Genomic DNA, 16,564 nt, shown 5'->3' with positions numbered 1-16,564 from the left:
TCGAATCATTTTATGAAATAGCTCATACTCCAACAATCAGGCATTTTGGAATAAAAAATATTAATGTCAATTAGGCAGACCTAATAGAAAGAAGCCTACTCAATAATACACAATTTGAGTAGGCTTTATTTTAATCTTAAATTATGTACGTACAGATATCCTTAACATTGTTAGTTTAGTGAGCGAATGACATTACTTTTAAATTATAGAATAAACTTTTTAATCTAACCAATTACAAAGTAATCTTAATTTCTTTATTACAAAATTCTTTAACGGTTAAATCATGTGATATTATAAATACAATCTTGTTCTTCATTCTTTCCAACACTGTATTTAAAATTATATCTTGTGACTTTTTATCGATATTACTAGTTACTTCATCTAATATCACGACATCATAGTCTTCTATTAATAACCTCGCTAGCATGACCCTTTGTTTTTCTCCACCTGATAAGTTACTACCTTGATCTAACAACTTCCCATCTAAACTGTGGTTTTTTAGTATTGAAGCCATTAGTTCAGAATTTTGAAGGTTACTCCAGTCATAATATGGATCAACAGACCCAAAGGCAATATTTTCTTTTAAGGTAAAGGGTAGGATTGAAGTTTCTTGTGACAAATAAAATATATGATTTCTTAAAGATTGAATATTAATATCTTCTAACTTGTATTCGTTTATACGAATACCTGAAGCATCTCTGAATTTTAATAGTGATTTCATCAAACTACTTTTTCCTGATCCTGAAGGGCCATCCACATAGATAATATCACCACGACTAAAAGTGGCATTAATATTGTGAGTGATACTTTTCTTAGCGATATTGAAGTCAACTTTACCAAAATGTATAGATTCTATATCTTCTAAAATAACATCTTTTTGTTCTTCTTGCTCATTCAAAATACTTTCTTCAACAAATTCTTTAGATACGATTAAATCTCTATACTCCAGGTTTACGTTGGTGAATGCTTGAAGTGCAGTGAAGAATATCGGAAGCACGATACTTGCAATGACTAGATTACCGACTTGTGTTTCTCCTATGAATATTAAGTAAGCCAAGACGAAGAACATTAAGTTTTGAACGAAACTGTTGATTAGTTTGATGATTAAACTCGTACTTTGACCAAATTTATTTACATTGGCCATTGAACTGTAAATCCTTTTAATTGAAGGAGAAATCAGTGACTCTATTCTGTTATAGTCACTTTCTTGTTTAATCATATCGGTATTTTTAAATATAGCGATTAACTCTTTATAACCGGAAGACGTCTCTTCTTGCATTACCTTACTTTTTTCATGAAGCTTTTTATTAATGAATTTATATCCTAAGTAATTAATAGGGACGAGCGCTAGCAACATTAGAAATAGATAAACATTAATTAAGCCAATAAGTACAAGTGAAACAGTGATGATAATGACATTACTTATAATGCCAACAAGACTGTTAATTAAAAATAGGTATAAGTTATTAACCGTTTGGCCAATACGATCAATTAAGTAAGAAGACCCTTGCTCTAAAATTGAATCGTACTTCATATTAAATAGTTTTGAATATAATTCCTTTGTGTAGTCGGTATTAAACTTTAATGCGAAGTTTTCACGTATGATGACCATTGAAATTTGAATCGCATATGTAATAAACATAAATATAATGATCAGTATAAAATTTTGAGTGTTAATCGTGTAGTTATTATTAAAAATATTGGATAGTAGAATAGGTACAGAAACAGTTAAAATTGCGGTAAATAAAGTCAGAATAAAGGTGATGATAACAAATTTTTTATTTTTAAGTATCAAATCTTTCATTTGTATACCATCTCCTTTAGTTGTTAATAATTTAATCAGCGCTTAACCGAGAGGAAGCATCTACGTCATCGTTAAAGTAATATATAAATTGAGGCATTTTAATAGAATATGATTTATATTTAAATATATTTGTAACTATATTTTTTCCACCAGATCTACTACCATATATCTTTGCATTACATTTTACTTTTAATGCTTTTGCTATTAATTCTGCTGAGCTTAATGTGCGGTGGTCAATTATGACATACACACACTTGGGTGATACAGTCATTTTATTACTACAAGTTATTTTATAATTATTATGACGATTTTTAAAGTAGACAATATTTTCTTTATAAGGAATGAAATATTCTAAAAAGTGTATGGCATTTTTAACTGAACCACCAGATGGTGTGTCAACAGAATATTAGACAGTTTTTATAGAAGTTTTCTTTATACTCCTTTGGCGTGAGATAATTCAATGCACCATGGGGTCTAATATTGTTATACCAGTTTACGTAGTCGAATAGTTCGATGTTTAATTGTTTTAATGATATAAAAGTATATTAGTTAATAAATTCAATTTTCATCGCTTTGAACGTGGTTTCAGCCACAGCGTTGTCATAAGGACAGCCTTTCATACTAAGTGATCTTTCAATATCAAAGCCATCTAAAACTTCATCAATCAGCTGGTTATCGAACTCCTTTCCTCTGTCTGTGTGAAACATCTGCACATCTCTTAAATCATGCTTAATGGTGCTGATTGATGACAAGACTAGCTCAGCACTCTTTCTTGAACCTGCACTGTACCCAACAATTTCTCGATTAAAGAGATCAATAAATACACATATGTAATGCCATTTTCCTGCTACTTTTACATATGTTAGATCACTGACAATGACTTCCATTGGTTGTGCTCTGTTAAAATCTCGGTCTAGACCATTCGTGATCAGACGCTCGTTCGACTTCGACGGATAGGGCCTATAGCTTGCGATAGTATAGGTTGACACCAGATTATTCTGTTTCATGACCCGACCGATGCGTCTTCTCGAGACTGTCAAACCTAGTTTATGTAACGCATTTTTTATTCTTCGGGTACCAAAACATTTTCGGTTAGAATTAAATACCTGAATAATCGTTTCATTGATATCGTTATCTCGCTCATACTGCTTGTTAGTTTTTTGATTATTAATTTCAAAATAATAGGTGCTTCTAGAGATTTGAAGGACTTTGCACATTGCTGATACTGAATATTTGTGTGCATTCTTACGAATGACTTCTATTTTCGTCCCATGATCAGCGCTGCTTGCTTTAGAATCTCGTTTTCCATTTTTAACTGTTGAATGTCTTTGCGAAGTCTTCTGAGTTCGCGCTCTTCTTCAGATAAATTGTCAATATGATTAAATGAACCTGTGTTCTGATGATTTTTAACCCATTTATCTAAAGCTGAAGCCGTGAGATCATACTCCCGTACAATTTCAGATTTTGATTTACCATTTTCAAATAATCGGACCATCTGTAGTTTAAATTCAGGGGTAAATGTTCTTCTCGTTCTTGACATAAAAAAACGCCTACTTTCATTGATTTAACAATAACCTCCCTCATAGGAGTTGTCCAATCAAGTGTAGACGATTCAGAGGAAAATTGTATGAGGTGGTGATAAGTGTAGTAAAAGAGAGTGACTTATCACCAAAATAAGAGGAACGGTGATAAGTGTAGTAAAAAAGAGTGACTTATCACCAAAATAAGGGGAAATGGTGATAAGTGAGAGAAAAGAGAGCAACTTATCACTACAAAAAGAAAAAACCTAGAAATGTGTGGCAATCACATTTCTAGGCCATTCAAAAACTATATTTATTTAGTTCTCGGTACACCGTAGTGTCCGTCGTTCAACTGGTGCCAGAGTTTTTCTGGTAGTTCATGTAAGTCTGCTCTGTCTGGATCAAATTCTGAAGTAATTTCATCCGCGCGTCCATCTTTAATTTTACCAACAAAGTCATGGTCTAGAAGGATGCCGCGACCAAGTGCGATGAGTTCTGTATCGCCTGTTTCGAATCCTCTTAGGGCATCTTCTGCAGTATAAATTGAACCAATTCCAATCAATGGGAGTTTGCTGTCAATCCACTCATGAACAAGATGAAGACGACTTTCTCCACTGTATTTACCTTCACGTGTTTTAGATTGAATATCTCCTAGTGAAACATGAAGATAGTCCAGAGGTTTTTGTACTAAAGTTTCTAGTAATTCTTTCGTTAATTCCATAGAAATACCTGGTGATTCTGCTTCTTCAGGAGAGAAGCGGTAGCCGATAATGAAGTCTTCATTAGCATATTCTTTCGCAACTGAAACAACTTCATCGATTACAGCAAGTGGGAATTTAAAGTCATCATATTTCCATTCATCAGTACGACGATTATAATACGGTGAAACAAATTGATGAATCAGATAGTGGTTGGCACCATGAATTTCAATTCCATCAAATCCGGCTTCAATGACGCAACGTGTCGCTTCACCGAATGCTTTTATAGTTTCATTTATTTCATCAACAGTGATCTCTCTCACGTGATAATCCTCATCTACCTTGCTAGGATTATGTGGAGGCTGGGCTTGCATTTGAATTTCACTTGGTGCAACAACATCACCGTTAGGTGTTAATGAAGGTAAGGATTTTGCACCGCCGTGATGAATTTGAACGAGTGCTTGTGCACCATTTTTCTTCATAGACTGTGCAAGTTTTTTTAAACCGTCAATATCACTGTCAAATGCGACAGAGGGTTGTCCGGTAAATGCTTGACCAATTGGTGTGACATGACTTGCTGCTGAAATAGATAAGCCTACATCCTTAGAACGCTTTTCTATATATTCCAATTCTACATCAGAGATTGTACCATCATCATGTGATGAAACGTGTGTCATTGGTGCAAGTACAAAACGGTTCTTCAGTGTAACCTTATTTGGAAGCGTTAAAGGTTGAAATAACCCTTCATATTTCTTCTCCATAGTAAGAGACCTCCTACAATTTTTAAATCAATCACTTCCATATTATAAACATAGCAAGGTTTTTCTAAAAATAAATTGCTTTTTAAATATATACAAAAATAATACTCAAGATTTAAAGGCTAGCATATGAATTTTATGTGTCTAATACTGCTAGAATGAAGATTTCATCATTTCAATGATAATGATTATCATTGATAAAGCGCTTCAGAAATGTTATATGTATAATAATGAGTTTATAAAATTGTAGTATCGGATGATACTTCAAAAATAAAGAGGTGAAGCGGTCATTGAATCACATCTTGCTCATCAAGAATGAACGTTCTAAGGCTAAAAAATTAGTCAGTTGTCTAACCGTAGATAGAGGATTTGATTTAAGACTCTACGATGAGAGTCCGGATGATGACTTTGCGATCGAACTATCTCGTAATAAGACAGATTTAATTATTTTAGATTGGGACGACTTAAGTCGCTCTGGTCCAGAGATATGCCAAACCTTAAGAGAATTTACTCAAATCCCTATAGTGATTATTACAGATAATATCTCAACAGATTCCTGTGTGGACGCCCTGAGAGCGGGCGCCGATGATTTTATCAGAAAGCCATTTGTCAAAATAGAGTTGATTGAGAGAGTGCGAGCACTTTTGAGACGACGTAACCGTCAAGATAATACATACTTGATTTTTAAAGATTTAATGCTGGATCAACAGAAAAAGACAGTTTCCCTCAACAACCATCTTGTTCCTTTTAGCCAACGAGAATATGACTTATTGTATTATTTTATGTCTAACTTAAATACGATAGTGACGAGAGATATGCTAATGGAGAAAGTGTGGGGTTATGATACCGCAGTAACAGATAATGTGATTGATCGTTACATCAGTTATGTTAGAAAGAAAATCGGTTGTCATAAAGATAACCGCTATATAAAGACCGTTCATGGTAGGGGATACATAATGAGCGAGTGATTATTTATCTCACCTAAACTAGGGATAAAAAATTTAAAAATGACTTGAAATTCTCAGGACTTTCTCAGATTTATAGCTTATACTTCAACTTATAAGTTTAATTGAAAATGATTCTCAATTGCAGTCATTTTAGTTTCTTATAAGGAGGATAGTTTTACATAGCTCAACAGTATAAATGTAAAATAGAGGAAGAGGTATTAGTAATGGAAATGTTTAAACGCTTTAAATACATGATTTTAATGTCAGTTTTTGTTCTTGCTTTAGCTGCATGTGGTAATTCTGAAGAAAGTTCAGAGGAAACAACAGAAGAAACAGAAAGTGGAACAGAAGAAACAACTGAAGAATCACCAGATGAAGCAAATAGCGGTACAATCGAAATAGAAGATGCACACGGTACAGTAGAAGTACCTGTTAATCCTGAAACAGTCGTAGCACTCGATAACAGAACTTTTGAAACTCTAGGAGATTTCGGGGTAGAACTTGTAGCAGCGCCTAAAGATGTAATGCCTGCTGACTTAGGTTACTACGTAGACGACGAAGCAGTTGAAAATATAGGTAACCACCGTGAACCGAATTTAGAAGTCATTGCAGCAGCTAATCCTGACCTTGTTATCGTCGGTCAAAGATTTGCAAGCTACTACGAGGACATTAAAGAATTAGTTCCTGAAGCGACTGTCATTGACTTAAACGTTGATGTTTCAGAAGAAACTGAAACGCCTGGGGAAAACTTAGTCAACGGTCTAAAAGAGAACACAACTATTCTTGGTCAGATTTTTGATAAAGAAGCAGAAGCTGAAGAAATCAATGCTAACTTTGACCAATCGATTGAAGAAGTTAAAAATTCATACGATGGTGAATCAACAGTAATGAGTTTAATCGTCTCAGGTGGAGAAACAGGCTTCTCAGCACCACACTTTGGACGCGTCTTTGGTCCGATGTATGAAATCTTTGACTGGGTACCATCATTAGAAGTTGATTCTTCTTCTACAGATCATCAAGGTGATGACGTTTCAGTAGAAGCGATTGCTGATAGTAATCCAGATTGGCTCATGGTGCTTGATCGTGATGCAGCGGTAGGATCTGAAGATTCACAACCTGCAGCGGATGTCATTGAAAACTCAGCTGCACTACAAAATACAACTGCAGTATCTGAAGGTAATATTGTATATGCACCTGCAGATACTTACACTAACGAATCAATTCAAACTTATACTGAATTATTCACAGATATGGCAGAAGCATTTAATCAGTAATATTAAGGAGCATATCATATGCTTAAGAAAACAGTGGGTGGGGTTGGGAATTTTTCTCAGCCCTCCTCTCCTAATAAAAATAAAATATGGACAAAACCATTTATCACCGCAGTGCTTGTTGTTTTAGCCTTGGCGGTTATTTCATTGTTTACTGGAGTATATGATATTAGTGGTAAAGAAGATGGCTGGGATATGTTCTTTATTACCCGTGTGCCAAGAACTACAGCACTATTATTAACCGGAGCAGCCATGGCTTTATCTGGTTTAGTAATGCAATTGATTACCCAAAATAAATTTGTAGAACCTACCACAACAGGAACGACAGAATGGGCAGGACTTGGTCTTTTATTTGTATACATACTATTTCCCTCACCAAGTTTGTCGCTAAGAATGTTAGGTGCCATCGTCTTTTCATTCATAGGCACAATGATCTTTTTCTTATTTTTAAGACGGGTTAAACTTCGGTCTTCATTAATCGTGCCCATTATTGGCCTGATGTTAGGTGCTGTTATCTCAGCATTCTCTACATTTATTGGCTTATTTTTCGATATGTCTCAAAATATCGCCAATTGGTTTATCGGTTCATTTGCACCAATCCAAGCAGGTCGATATGAATACTTGTGGCTCATTATTATTATCACCATACTCGTTTTCTTATTGGCAGACCGCTTAACTATAGCGGGTTTAGGAGAAGATGTCGCAAAATCATTAGGGTTAAATTACAACACGATTGTATTAATAGCGACGATGCTTGTGGCAGTTGCAGTGGGAATTGTTGCTGCAGTGGTTGGGAACTTACCATTTTTAGGCTTAATCGTACCCAATATTATCTCCATGATGCGTGGTGATGACTTACGGAGTAATCTCCCTTGGGTCTGTGTGCTGGGTATGGGTGTGATTACCTTATGTGACATTATTTCAAGAACGATTATCAGTCCATTTGAAATTTCTGTTTCGGTTATTCTTGGGACAGTGGGGGCAGTAGTATTCATCTACCTACTCTTAAGAAACAGAAAACCTAAGGGGGCGAGAGCACGATGAGTCACCTTAGGATAAACACCATCAACCAAAGCGTTACGGAGCCTAAACAAAGATCTGCCAAAGCTTTTCGTAATACTAGAGAAAGAACGACTTATTGGGTTATCTTAATCGCTATTCTTCTTCTAGGCGGACTATTTGCAGCAGGACTCTTACTCTATAACAACCCTGTACCTGTTGATTCACCGTCGTTTATTCCTGTGACTAAACGACGCATGGTAGCAGTGACAGCCATGCTGATTGCTGCAGTATGCCAGAGCTTATCAACAGTTGCATTTCATACCATTACAAGTAACAGAATCATTACCCCATCCTTACTGGGTTATGACTCATTATATTCAACCATTCAAACGAGCATGATGTTTTTCTTTGGTGCAGGTGCCTTGGTTAATTTTACAGGTACAGGTCCTTTTCTCTTACAAGTTGCTTTGATGATCCTCATGAGTCTCATCTTGTATGGTTGGCTACTATCAGGTAAATACGGCAATCTACAATTAATGCTATTAGTAGGGATCATTATTGGTGGCGGCTTAAACTCAGTATCCACATTTATGAGAAGGGTTTTATCACCTTCTGAATTTGATGTTTTGCAGGCTAGATTGTTCGGTTCAGTCAATAATGCAGATCCGGCATATTTTCCAGTAGTCATTCCGATGGTGATTGTTGTTGCGATTCTCTTGATAATGCATTCAAGAAAGTTGAATGTTATGTCACTAGGTAGAGACACATCTACTTCATTCGGAATCAGTCATAAGAGCCAAGTGATTTATATTTTAGTACTCATTGCCATATTGATGTCAGTATCTACAGCACTAGTTGGACCATTGACATTTTACGGATTCTTAGTCGCGACGTTAACGTATCAAGCAGCACCAACCTATGATCACAGATATATATTTCCTATGGCCCTTGCTATTGGATTCTGTGTGCTGACAAGTGCTTACTTTTTCATGTACCATGTATTTAATGCCCAAGGCGTTGTTTCGGTAATTATTGAACTCGTCGGTGGATTGGTGTTCTTAATCGTAATATTAAGGAAGAGGTCACTATGATAAAAATTAGTAATGTAAAAAAACAATACAGTTCAGAAGTTGCGATAGGTCCTTTAGAAATTGATATTCCGAAAGCAGGATTAACATCCCTAATTGGGCCAAATGGGGCTGGGAAGTCGACGACACTCCTCATGATTGGCAGACTATTAGATATCGATGAAGGACAAATAGCAGTGGCAGATATGGATATTGCGAGCTCTAAATCTAAAGATTTAGCTAAAATCTTAACGATATTACGTCAGGAAAATCACTTTGTCACACGTTTGACAGTGAGACAACTAGTTGGTTTTGGACGTTTTCCATACACTAAAGGTAGACTGACTAAAAAAGATGAAGAAATTATTTCTAAATATATCGATTTTTTAAACCTAACAGACTTAGAAGACCGTTACCTAGATGAACTTTCTGGTGGACAGAGACAACGTGCCTATGTCGCTATGGTACTCTGTCAAGAAACAGAATATGTCTTACTCGATGAACCATTAAATAACTTAGACGTTGCCCACTCAGTACAGATGATGAAACACCTAAGAGAAGCGGCGAATGAATTTGGACGAACAATTGTGACAGTACTGCACGACATTAATTTTGCAGCTAAGTATTCAGATCGCATTTGTGCCATGAAATACGGACAAATTGCAGCCTTTGGTAGTGTAGATGAAGTGATGGATTCTGAAACTCTGACAAGAATATTTGAAACAGATATAGAAATCATCGATGGTCCTCACGGTAAGGTCGCTATTTATTAAAAGAGTGTGGGGTTTGATGGTATTGAAGTAGACTTTAGAGCTGATTTTGTCTATTCGACTTGATTTTGGTTATACCCAATGGAATTTCCAGCTCGATTTTCGGTTAAGCCCATAATATCGTGTGATAAAAATATTTACATCAGATTTCTTTGATATGCTCCTCCTTAAGTAGATACTTATGGGGGAGCATTTGTGAATTCTAATATCTTTCATACAGCTGATGAATGAAAGAGTTAGACACGTGCAATAATGTACTATTAGAGAAGTATAAAAAACGTATATTCTTAGTAGAAAAAATTAGTGATATACTTGATTTATCAAAATATCAATCTTTAATCAAACAAAACTAGGTGATACTTATGTATAAAGCAATATTTTTAGATATAGATGACACTGTATTAAACTTCCCGAAATCAAGTGAAGGTGCATTTAAAGATACCTTTGATCATTTTAATTTAGACTTTACTGATGACTTATATAATGTGTATTTAGAGATTAATGATCATCTCTGGAAAAAACAAAAGAATGAAGAAATCTCTGTGAGTGATGTGATTAATACGAGATTTGAACTCTTAAAAGAAGAGGTGAAATTGGATATTGACTCAAATCAAGTAAGAGATCATTTTCAAAGAGGGCTCGGCCGCCAACATTTTCTAGAGAAAAGTGCTGATTTTATGGTTCAATCATTATCTAAGAATTATAAGATATATGCCGCTTCAAATAGCCAAAAGAGCATGCAAGAAAATCGCTTAAAATTAGCAGGTCTTTTCGAATATTTTACTGATTTCTTTATTTCTGATGACATTGGTTATGAAAAGCCGAATGTTAAATTTTTTGAAGAAAGCTTGAGACGGGCAGAACTGTCGCCGGACCAAGTCTTAATGGTAGGGGATAGTTTAATCTCTGATATGTACGGTGCATATAATGCAGGACTAGATAGATGTTGGTACAACCCTTATAAGTTAGATCAAAATATTGAGGTACCGTTAAATTATGAAGTGAATGATTTAAAAGAACTTCCAAAACTTCTATAAGGAAGAAAAAAATCGTAAGACTCTATCTTTATCCTTGAAAATGATAAAATAAAGTTATTAAGAGATTAAGGAGAATGATCATGCAAGATATTAAAGGTAAAGTTGCGTTAATTACTGGCGGTGGTCGTGGTATTGGTCGGGCGACAGCGATTGAACTGGCTAAAGAAGGCGTGAATGTCGGTCTAGTGGGTCGAACTCTAGAAAACCTAGAGAAAGTAAAAGAAGAGCTTAAAGATTATGATATTAAGGTTTCAGTTGCCAGTGCAGATGTGTCTGACCTAGATGATATTACAGCTGCAGTTGAAAAAATTCGTCAGGAACTTGGACCAATCGATATACTCTTGAACAATGCGGGTATTTCTAAGTTTGGTAAATTTATGGAATTAACACCAGAAGAATGGACGAACATTGTTGATGTGAACGTTAAAGGTGTTTACTATACAACGCGTGCCGTCCTACCAGAAATGGTTGAAAGACAAGCTGGAGACATTATCAATATCTCGTCAACAGCAGGTCAAAAAGGTGGTCCTGTGACTAGTGCTTACTCGGCTTCAAAAGCAGCGGTCATCGGTTTAAGTGAATCATTGATGATGGAAGTAAGGAAAGATAATATCAGAGTCGTGACTCTAACTCCAAGTACAGTCGCAACGGATATGGCTAAAGAATTAGAATTGACTGATGGCAATCCTGAAAAAGTGATGCAAGCAGAAGATTTAGCTGAGCTTATCGTTGCTCAACTAAAACTAAATAACCGTGTGGTCTTAAAACACGCAGGACTCTGGTCAAATAATCCATAAGCTTTTTGTCAATACACTCACTCTTAAGAGTAAGTGTATTTTTTCTTGTAGCTTACTGTTATTTTCCCTACTAGCTAGTTTCCTGAATTATGGGTATAGTAAATATAATATAACGGTAAGCGTATAAGGGGGGCCTCATGAGACTATTATTACTTATTTTATCAGTGGTAACTATCGCGGCATGTAGCAATCAGGATACTAGTGAGCAAAAAGAAGATACAAATGCAGAAAATGTTGAAACAGAGGCAGACAAAGCAGAAGAAGGGGATTCAAAAGCGGACTCAAAAGAAGATTCAACAGAAGAGGCTGAGTCTGAAGTTACAGATAATGTTTCAAATGAAGATGAAGAAACTGCCGAAGAAGAAAATGAAGCGGTAGAAGAAATTAACCTCTTAGAGGATAGTGAAATTGTAGAAGGCTTTTGGATAAACTACTCAGGTGTAGATGATGCGAGAGCACATATGTCGAGAACGGATTTTATCGACTATGACCCGACTGAGGATTATACATTGACCGGGGCAGCTTATATTTCTTATTTCTATGGGGACTCTTTTATAAAAACGAATAAATATGGACATGATGGACCATACTTAATTGAAAAAGTTGATGCTGCAGATAGCATTGTTGTTTCGATGCCTAAAACAGATCAAGAAGCGGTTGAACTCTTGACTGGTGCTGTAGATGAAGCTTCATCAGATGAAGTGGAAAACACGACACCTGATGATTTGGTTGGGCGAGGTAAACCAGATACTGACAACATAAAAGGAACGATTTTATTTGGCCAAGACTTCTTAAGTGGTGATGACGTAACAGAAGGACAAAGAATCGATAATAAGGGGAACTTTATCGATGCTGAAAATTATAGAATCACAGAGGCACTAGAGTATAAGCCAAGTAGCGAATATGTTGTCACTAGCCCAGTCACGATTAGCTTTTATAGAAATACACAGTTCTTTGAAACTGTAGAAATTACAGAAGCACCTGCTTACTTACCAAAAGTCGATGGAGCGAATTATATTAACATCAGTTTCGATGAACAATACACGTTCGATCTGAACATTATTGAAGTTGAATAATTTTTTTAAGGCTCGTTAAGGCTTGTGCCTTGATGAGTCTTTCTTTGATATAATCTAATTAATATGTTTAAAAGGGGACAAAAATGAAAGTTATTGTAGATGCTGATGCTTGTCCGGTCAAAGATGTCGTTATAAAAGAATGTGGGAAGCGTGGAATCAAGGTTATTCTGGTATCTAGTCTCTCTCATTTTTCAACTAAAGATGTGAGTACTCATGTGGAAGAAGTTTATGTTGATGCAGGACCAGATGCTGCGGATTATAAGGTCGTTCAACTCGCAAGTGCTGGGGATTTTTCCGTGACTCAGGATTACGGCTTAGCTGCTTTATTATTAGCAAAAAGAGTGAGAGTCTTTCATCACATGGGCTATGAGTATGATAAAGGAAATATAGACCACATGTTAGCGACTAGGCACATGGGTTCGGTCATTCGTAAAGGTGGTGGACGAACCAAAGGACCAAAAGCTTTCACAGATGATGATCGAATGACATTTAGAAAGATTTTTTCAAAAGCTTTAGATGAGACTAAGAAATAGTGGTGATAACTTGGAAGAATTTGCTTTTATTTTATACAACGTCATGTTACCAATTGCCATTATCGTTTTACTTGGCTACTTTGTTCAAATAAGGTTACAACTAGATCGAGGCACTCTAGGTAAGATGATGATCAATTACATCATGCCGATTTTTATCTTCATGAATCTATACGAATCAGATATTGATTTTTCACTACTGTTATACATAATGTTTTTTCTTTTTATATTCGCAGGGGTATCTTTTTTGATATCTAGTATCTTCGCAAAACTTAGTAAGGTGAAAGAAAATCATAAGGTGCTTTTTACTAACTCAAGTCTCCTTTATAATGCGGGGAACTATGGGGTGCCTGTTAATGATCTCGTCTTTAGAAGTGACCCATTTGCCATGAGCGTACAAGTTATTATGATGGTGTTTCAAAATATCCTTTCTTATTCTTATGGCATTATAGCCCTTTCATCGGCAGAGTCTAGTAAATTAAAAGCGCTCTTAGGTTACTTTAAGATGCCGATGTTTTACGGTTTAGTATTTGGTCTTCTCTTAAATTACTTTTCTGTTGATTTAATCGAGCCACTTACCAAATCTTTTGGCTATGTTAAGGATTCAATGATTGGTTTTGTTTTATTTATACTTGGAACCCAAATTGCTGGGATTAAATTTCATAAGTTACGACCATCAGCATTTATTGCAGCTGGCCTTAAATTGTTAATTATTCCATTCTTTAGTTTAATCTTACTGATGGTCTTTAATATTGATGGTGTCGTTGCCCAAGCAATCTTCATTACAACAGCCTTACCGTCATCAGTGAACAGTTCAGTCATTGCTCAACAGTATAGCAATGATCCTGAATACGCTGCTGAAATTGTAATGATTAGCACTTTATTTAGTGCGATTACAGTACCGTTGATTATCTTTACAGCCATGACAGTATTTTAGTATGTATATCAGACAAAGAAGCGGCATGAGAATCTTAAATTTAAGATTCTCATGCCGCTTTATTTATAGGTTAAATACTATGCTTGTTTTTTTAACGATGATTTCAATTTCAACTTCCGCACCAAGTGGTAGCTCATAAACTGCAACACAAGTACGAGATGGGAAAGGTTCTGAGAACTTTGTTTTGTATACTTCGTTCATTGCTTCGAAGTTTTTCATAGTTGTTAAGTAGACGTTTACTTTAACAACGTCACTTTCAGATACACCTTGATCAGCCATCACATCAAAAAGGTTATTAAAAGCAACCTCAGTTTGTTTAGCGATATCGCCTGTTAAGTCTTCCTCTAAGTCAATGCGGTTTTTGGCGGTTTGACCAGAGAAAAATAAAAAGTCTCCAGCATCAGTGACATGAGAATAAGGACCAGAGCTGCTGACTGTTTTTGTATTAAATGCTTTTCTTGTCATAATATTACCTCCTGTATGTATTAATTCCATCTTAGCATTAAACAGTGTAAAATAGGATATCCAATATCGATAAGAAAATCGGTGAAATAGTTTAAAATGATTCATGTTTTAAACTTCACAAAGCCTAAGGGTATAGTGAAAGAGACAAAATTCTACTTATCCATATTGGATAAATCAGTAATTTAATGAGGGATTTATTATGAATTATACTGTAAGAGACTTATTGCAGTTAGAAGAATTAGACAAAGCTGAGTTTAAAGGAACTAAACAAAGCCTTAGCAAATTTATAACAGGGATTACAATTATCGACTCACCATATATCGCACGTTGGTTAAAAGGTGGAGAGATTCTTTTAACTAGTTTTCACGCAGTCAGTACTTTTGATGAAGAAAGTCTATCTGAGTGGGCAGAGAATCTTGCTGATAAAAAAATCAGTGCTTTAATAGTGAAAAATCCAAATGAAGGTGACACAATACCAGAAGTCATAGAAGAAGTATGTGCTAAAAGAAATATTGCCATGATTGTCATTCATAGAGATGTGCCTTTTATCAGCATTATAAGAAAAGTGACGCGTAAATTATTCAGTCAAGATGTTGAACGCTTAGAATACTTTAGAGAAATCAATCATCGTTTTACTGAACTGTCGATTAGAAATATGGATGATGAGGTCATCATTCAAACTTTAGAATCACTGATTGGTAACCCAGTGACGATTTATAATGAGCTCTTTACTGTCTTAGCAACGACAGATAGTGAAGTGGAACTGTTTTATGAGAATGATAAATTCAAAGAAAGAGATGACAGTAAAGACTCCCTTTTCCCAATATATAGACGGAATGTGATCTTCCCTAAATTACAGGACCGACTCTGTGAGCAGATTATGATTCCGATTACTACAGTTAATCAGACAAGAGTGAATTTGGTTATCTCTGCGGTAAATTCGAATTTTAATGAGTTTGACTTTATAGCTATAGAAAATGCTGCAACCGCCCTATCTTTAAATTTAGCTAAAAAAATTGCGGTATCAGAAGTTGAGAAAAAATATAAAAACGAGATTATCGATGACCTTCTTTCAGGTGAACTGAAGAATGATAATGATATTAAGGAACGTGCGTTTAACATAAACTTTGATCTCAATAGTCGTTCAGCTGTGGTTGTTTTTAGTTTGAACTTTAAAAATAAGGATATTGATAGTAAGAATCATCAACGCTACTACAATATGTTGATCAATAACATTGATTATTATTTAAAAGACGCGATTATCAGAGAACGTTTTAATCAGGTCATTGTCATTTGGCCAATTCACTCTGGTCAGAACAATATTAAAAAAGAGATGTCCTATATTAAAAAGAGTATTAACTTAGTCTTATCAAAATTTGAAAGCACTACAGAAGATGCGACTGTATTAGCAGGTATTGGTACGATAGCCAATACTGTGTTTGATTTGCCAAGAAGTCATACCGAAGCCCAAGAAGTAACGAATATGTTGACCTTGTTTGAACCGGTTAAAAGTTTTGAAGAGTTAGGGGTCTACAGATTACTCTATCAATTTAAACACGATAATAATAAGTTAGATGAATTTATCCCACATAGTCTTAGACGATTACTTAATTACCACAAATCCAATAGAAAACAGCTAATTGAAACGCTTGATATGTATTTACAAAGCCAACAAAATATTTCACGCACTGCAGATCGCCTGTTTATTCACTATAAGACGGTGACTTATCGATTAGACAAAATAAAAGAAATCACGCAGATGGATTATGAAGATGCCAATGAAATGCTATCCGTTCAAGTTGGATTAAAAATACTAGAGATTAACCATTAGAAATACTTATATATTGGAATTATAATGAAAGGAAACGATTTTATTTTATCTATA

At 35.3% G+C, this 16,564-nt stretch carries 14 protein-coding genes and 2 pseudogenes; 11 read left to right on the top strand and 5 right to left on the bottom strand.

The features are described from left to right. Positions 1-232: 232 nt before the first annotated feature. The 4 genes and pseudogenes from JEOSCH030_RS00240 to JEOSCH030_RS00225 all read right to left on the bottom strand — a co-directional run bounded on the left by JEOSCH030_RS00240 (position 233) and on the right by JEOSCH030_RS00225 (position 4,783). Positions 233-1,804 carry an ATP-binding cassette domain-containing protein gene (locus tag JEOSCH030_RS00240; protein ID WP_183369092.1) on the bottom strand — a complete coding sequence of 524 codons (1,572 nt, stop codon included), beginning with the start codon at positions 1,802-1,804 and terminating at the stop codon, positions 233-235. Positions 1,805-1,835: 31 nt separating this feature from the next. Then, a pseudogene (locus tag JEOSCH030_RS10925) lies at positions 1,836-2,180 on the bottom strand (S41 family peptidase); the annotation flags it as partial. A gap of 19 nt (positions 2,181-2,199) precedes the next feature. Next, positions 2,200-3,344 (bottom strand): annotated as a pseudogene (locus tag JEOSCH030_RS00230) (IS3 family transposase). 293 nt (positions 3,345-3,637) lie between these two features. Next, positions 3,638-4,783 (bottom strand): NADH-dependent flavin oxidoreductase, encoded by a 1,146-nt coding sequence (locus JEOSCH030_RS00225; protein WP_183369090.1) that lies wholly within the window; start codon positions 4,781-4,783, stop codon positions 3,638-3,640. 287 nt (positions 4,784-5,070) lie between these two features. Here JEOSCH030_RS00225 and JEOSCH030_RS00220 point away from each other — a divergent pair, with 287 nt between their 5' ends. The 10 genes from JEOSCH030_RS00220 (at position 5,071) to JEOSCH030_RS00175 (ending at position 14,214) form a co-directional block, all read left to right on the top strand. Continuing rightward, a complete protein-coding gene (locus JEOSCH030_RS00220) occupies positions 5,071-5,748 on the top strand; it encodes a response regulator transcription factor (protein WP_183369088.1) in 678 nt (225 codons plus the stop codon). Between the two features lie 203 nt (positions 5,749-5,951). Continuing rightward, positions 5,952-7,001: a siderophore ABC transporter substrate-binding protein gene (locus JEOSCH030_RS00215; RefSeq protein ID WP_183369086.1), complete on the top strand. Its 1,050-nt coding sequence runs from the start codon at positions 5,952-5,954 to the stop codon at positions 6,999-7,001. Positions 7,002-7,019: 18 nt separating this feature from the next. Continuing rightward, positions 7,020-8,042, top strand: a complete 1,023-nt coding sequence (locus tag JEOSCH030_RS00210; protein WP_183369084.1) for an ABC transporter permease — start codon at positions 7,020-7,022, stop codon at positions 8,040-8,042. Continuing rightward, positions 8,039-9,091 (top strand): iron chelate uptake ABC transporter family permease subunit, encoded by a 1,053-nt coding sequence (locus tag JEOSCH030_RS00205; RefSeq protein ID WP_183369082.1) that lies wholly within the window; start codon positions 8,039-8,041, stop codon positions 9,089-9,091. The genes JEOSCH030_RS00210 and JEOSCH030_RS00205 overlap by 4 nt, the downstream gene beginning before the upstream one ends. Then, positions 9,088-9,840: an iron ABC transporter ATP-binding protein gene (locus JEOSCH030_RS00200; RefSeq protein WP_183369080.1), complete on the top strand. Its 753-nt coding sequence runs from the start codon at positions 9,088-9,090 to the stop codon at positions 9,838-9,840. The genes JEOSCH030_RS00205 and JEOSCH030_RS00200 overlap by 4 nt, the downstream gene beginning before the upstream one ends. A 359-nt stretch (positions 9,841-10,199) precedes the next feature. Next, positions 10,200-10,874, top strand: coding sequence for a YjjG family noncanonical pyrimidine nucleotidase (locus JEOSCH030_RS00195; RefSeq protein ID WP_183369076.1), 675 nt, complete (start codon positions 10,200-10,202; stop codon positions 10,872-10,874). A gap of 80 nt (positions 10,875-10,954) precedes the next feature. Continuing rightward, positions 10,955-11,671, top strand: a complete 717-nt coding sequence (locus JEOSCH030_RS00190) for a 3-ketoacyl-ACP reductase (protein ID WP_183369074.1) — start codon at positions 10,955-10,957, stop codon at positions 11,669-11,671. Between the two features lie 137 nt (positions 11,672-11,808). Beyond that, positions 11,809-12,747 carry a hypothetical protein gene (locus JEOSCH030_RS00185; protein WP_183369072.1) on the top strand — a complete coding sequence of 313 codons (939 nt, stop codon included), beginning with the start codon at positions 11,809-11,811 and terminating at the stop codon, positions 12,745-12,747. A gap of 83 nt (positions 12,748-12,830) precedes the next feature. Next, entirely contained in the window at positions 12,831-13,280 is a 450-nt protein-coding gene (locus JEOSCH030_RS00180) for a YaiI/YqxD family protein (RefSeq protein WP_183369070.1), read from the top strand. Next, the gene (locus JEOSCH030_RS00175; protein WP_235962173.1) at positions 13,264-14,214 is read left to right on the top strand and encodes an AEC family transporter; all 951 of its coding nucleotides are present in this window, start codon (positions 13,264-13,266) and stop codon (positions 14,212-14,214) included. Before JEOSCH030_RS00180 ends, JEOSCH030_RS00175 begins: the two co-directional genes overlap by 17 nt. A 63-nt stretch (positions 14,215-14,277) precedes the next feature. Here JEOSCH030_RS00175 and JEOSCH030_RS00170 read toward each other — a convergent pair whose 3' ends face one another. Then, on the bottom strand, positions 14,278-14,679 hold the full coding sequence (locus JEOSCH030_RS00170) for a RidA family protein (protein WP_183369068.1): 402 nt from the start codon (positions 14,677-14,679) through the stop codon (positions 14,278-14,280). A 199-nt stretch (positions 14,680-14,878) separates the two neighbouring features. On the opposite strand from JEOSCH030_RS00170, the gene JEOSCH030_RS00165 reads away from it, so the two are divergent. Continuing rightward, entirely contained in the window at positions 14,879-16,510 is a 1,632-nt protein-coding gene (locus JEOSCH030_RS00165; RefSeq protein WP_183369066.1) for a PucR family transcriptional regulator, read from the top strand. The last annotated feature ends 54 nt before the right edge of the window (positions 16,511-16,564 follow it).

It is taken from the genome of Jeotgalicoccus meleagridis (genome assembly GCF_903994045.1).
Lineage (GTDB): Bacteria > Bacillota > Bacilli > Staphylococcales > Salinicoccaceae > Jeotgalicoccus > Jeotgalicoccus meleagridis.
Note: the sequence above shows the minus strand (reverse complement) of the source record. Positions and strands in the feature narration are given on the sequence as shown.

Coding starts and splice junctions, on each gene's coding strand:
- JEOSCH030_RS00180 (WP_183369070.1), top strand. CDS start 12,831: ATGAAAGTTATTGTAGATGCTGATGCTTGTCCGGTCAAAGATGTCGTT.
- JEOSCH030_RS00200 (WP_183369080.1), top strand. CDS start 9,088: ATGATAAAAATTAGTAATGTAAAAAAACAATACAGTTCAGAAGTTGCG.
- JEOSCH030_RS00185 (WP_183369072.1), top strand. CDS start 11,809: ATGAGACTATTATTACTTATTTTATCAGTGGTAACTATCGCGGCATGT.
- JEOSCH030_RS00240 (WP_183369092.1), bottom strand. CDS start 1,804: ATGAAAGATTTGATACTTAAAAATAAAAAATTTGTTATCATCACCTTT.
- JEOSCH030_RS00165 (WP_183369066.1), top strand. CDS start 14,879: ATGAATTATACTGTAAGAGACTTATTGCAGTTAGAAGAATTAGACAAA.
- JEOSCH030_RS00175 (WP_235962173.1), top strand. CDS start 13,264: ATGAGACTAAGAAATAGTGGTGATAACTTGGAAGAATTTGCTTTTATT.
- JEOSCH030_RS00205 (WP_183369082.1), top strand. CDS start 8,039: ATGAGTCACCTTAGGATAAACACCATCAACCAAAGCGTTACGGAGCCT.
- JEOSCH030_RS00195 (WP_183369076.1), top strand. CDS start 10,200: ATGTATAAAGCAATATTTTTAGATATAGATGACACTGTATTAAACTTC.
- JEOSCH030_RS00215 (WP_183369086.1), top strand. CDS start 5,952: ATGGAAATGTTTAAACGCTTTAAATACATGATTTTAATGTCAGTTTTT.
- JEOSCH030_RS00170 (WP_183369068.1), bottom strand. CDS start 14,679: ATGACAAGAAAAGCATTTAATACAAAAACAGTCAGCAGCTCTGGTCCT.
- JEOSCH030_RS00225 (WP_183369090.1), bottom strand. CDS start 4,783: ATGGAGAAGAAATATGAAGGGTTATTTCAACCTTTAACGCTTCCAAAT.
- JEOSCH030_RS00210 (WP_183369084.1), top strand. CDS start 7,020: ATGCTTAAGAAAACAGTGGGTGGGGTTGGGAATTTTTCTCAGCCCTCC.
- JEOSCH030_RS00190 (WP_183369074.1), top strand. CDS start 10,955: ATGCAAGATATTAAAGGTAAAGTTGCGTTAATTACTGGCGGTGGTCGT.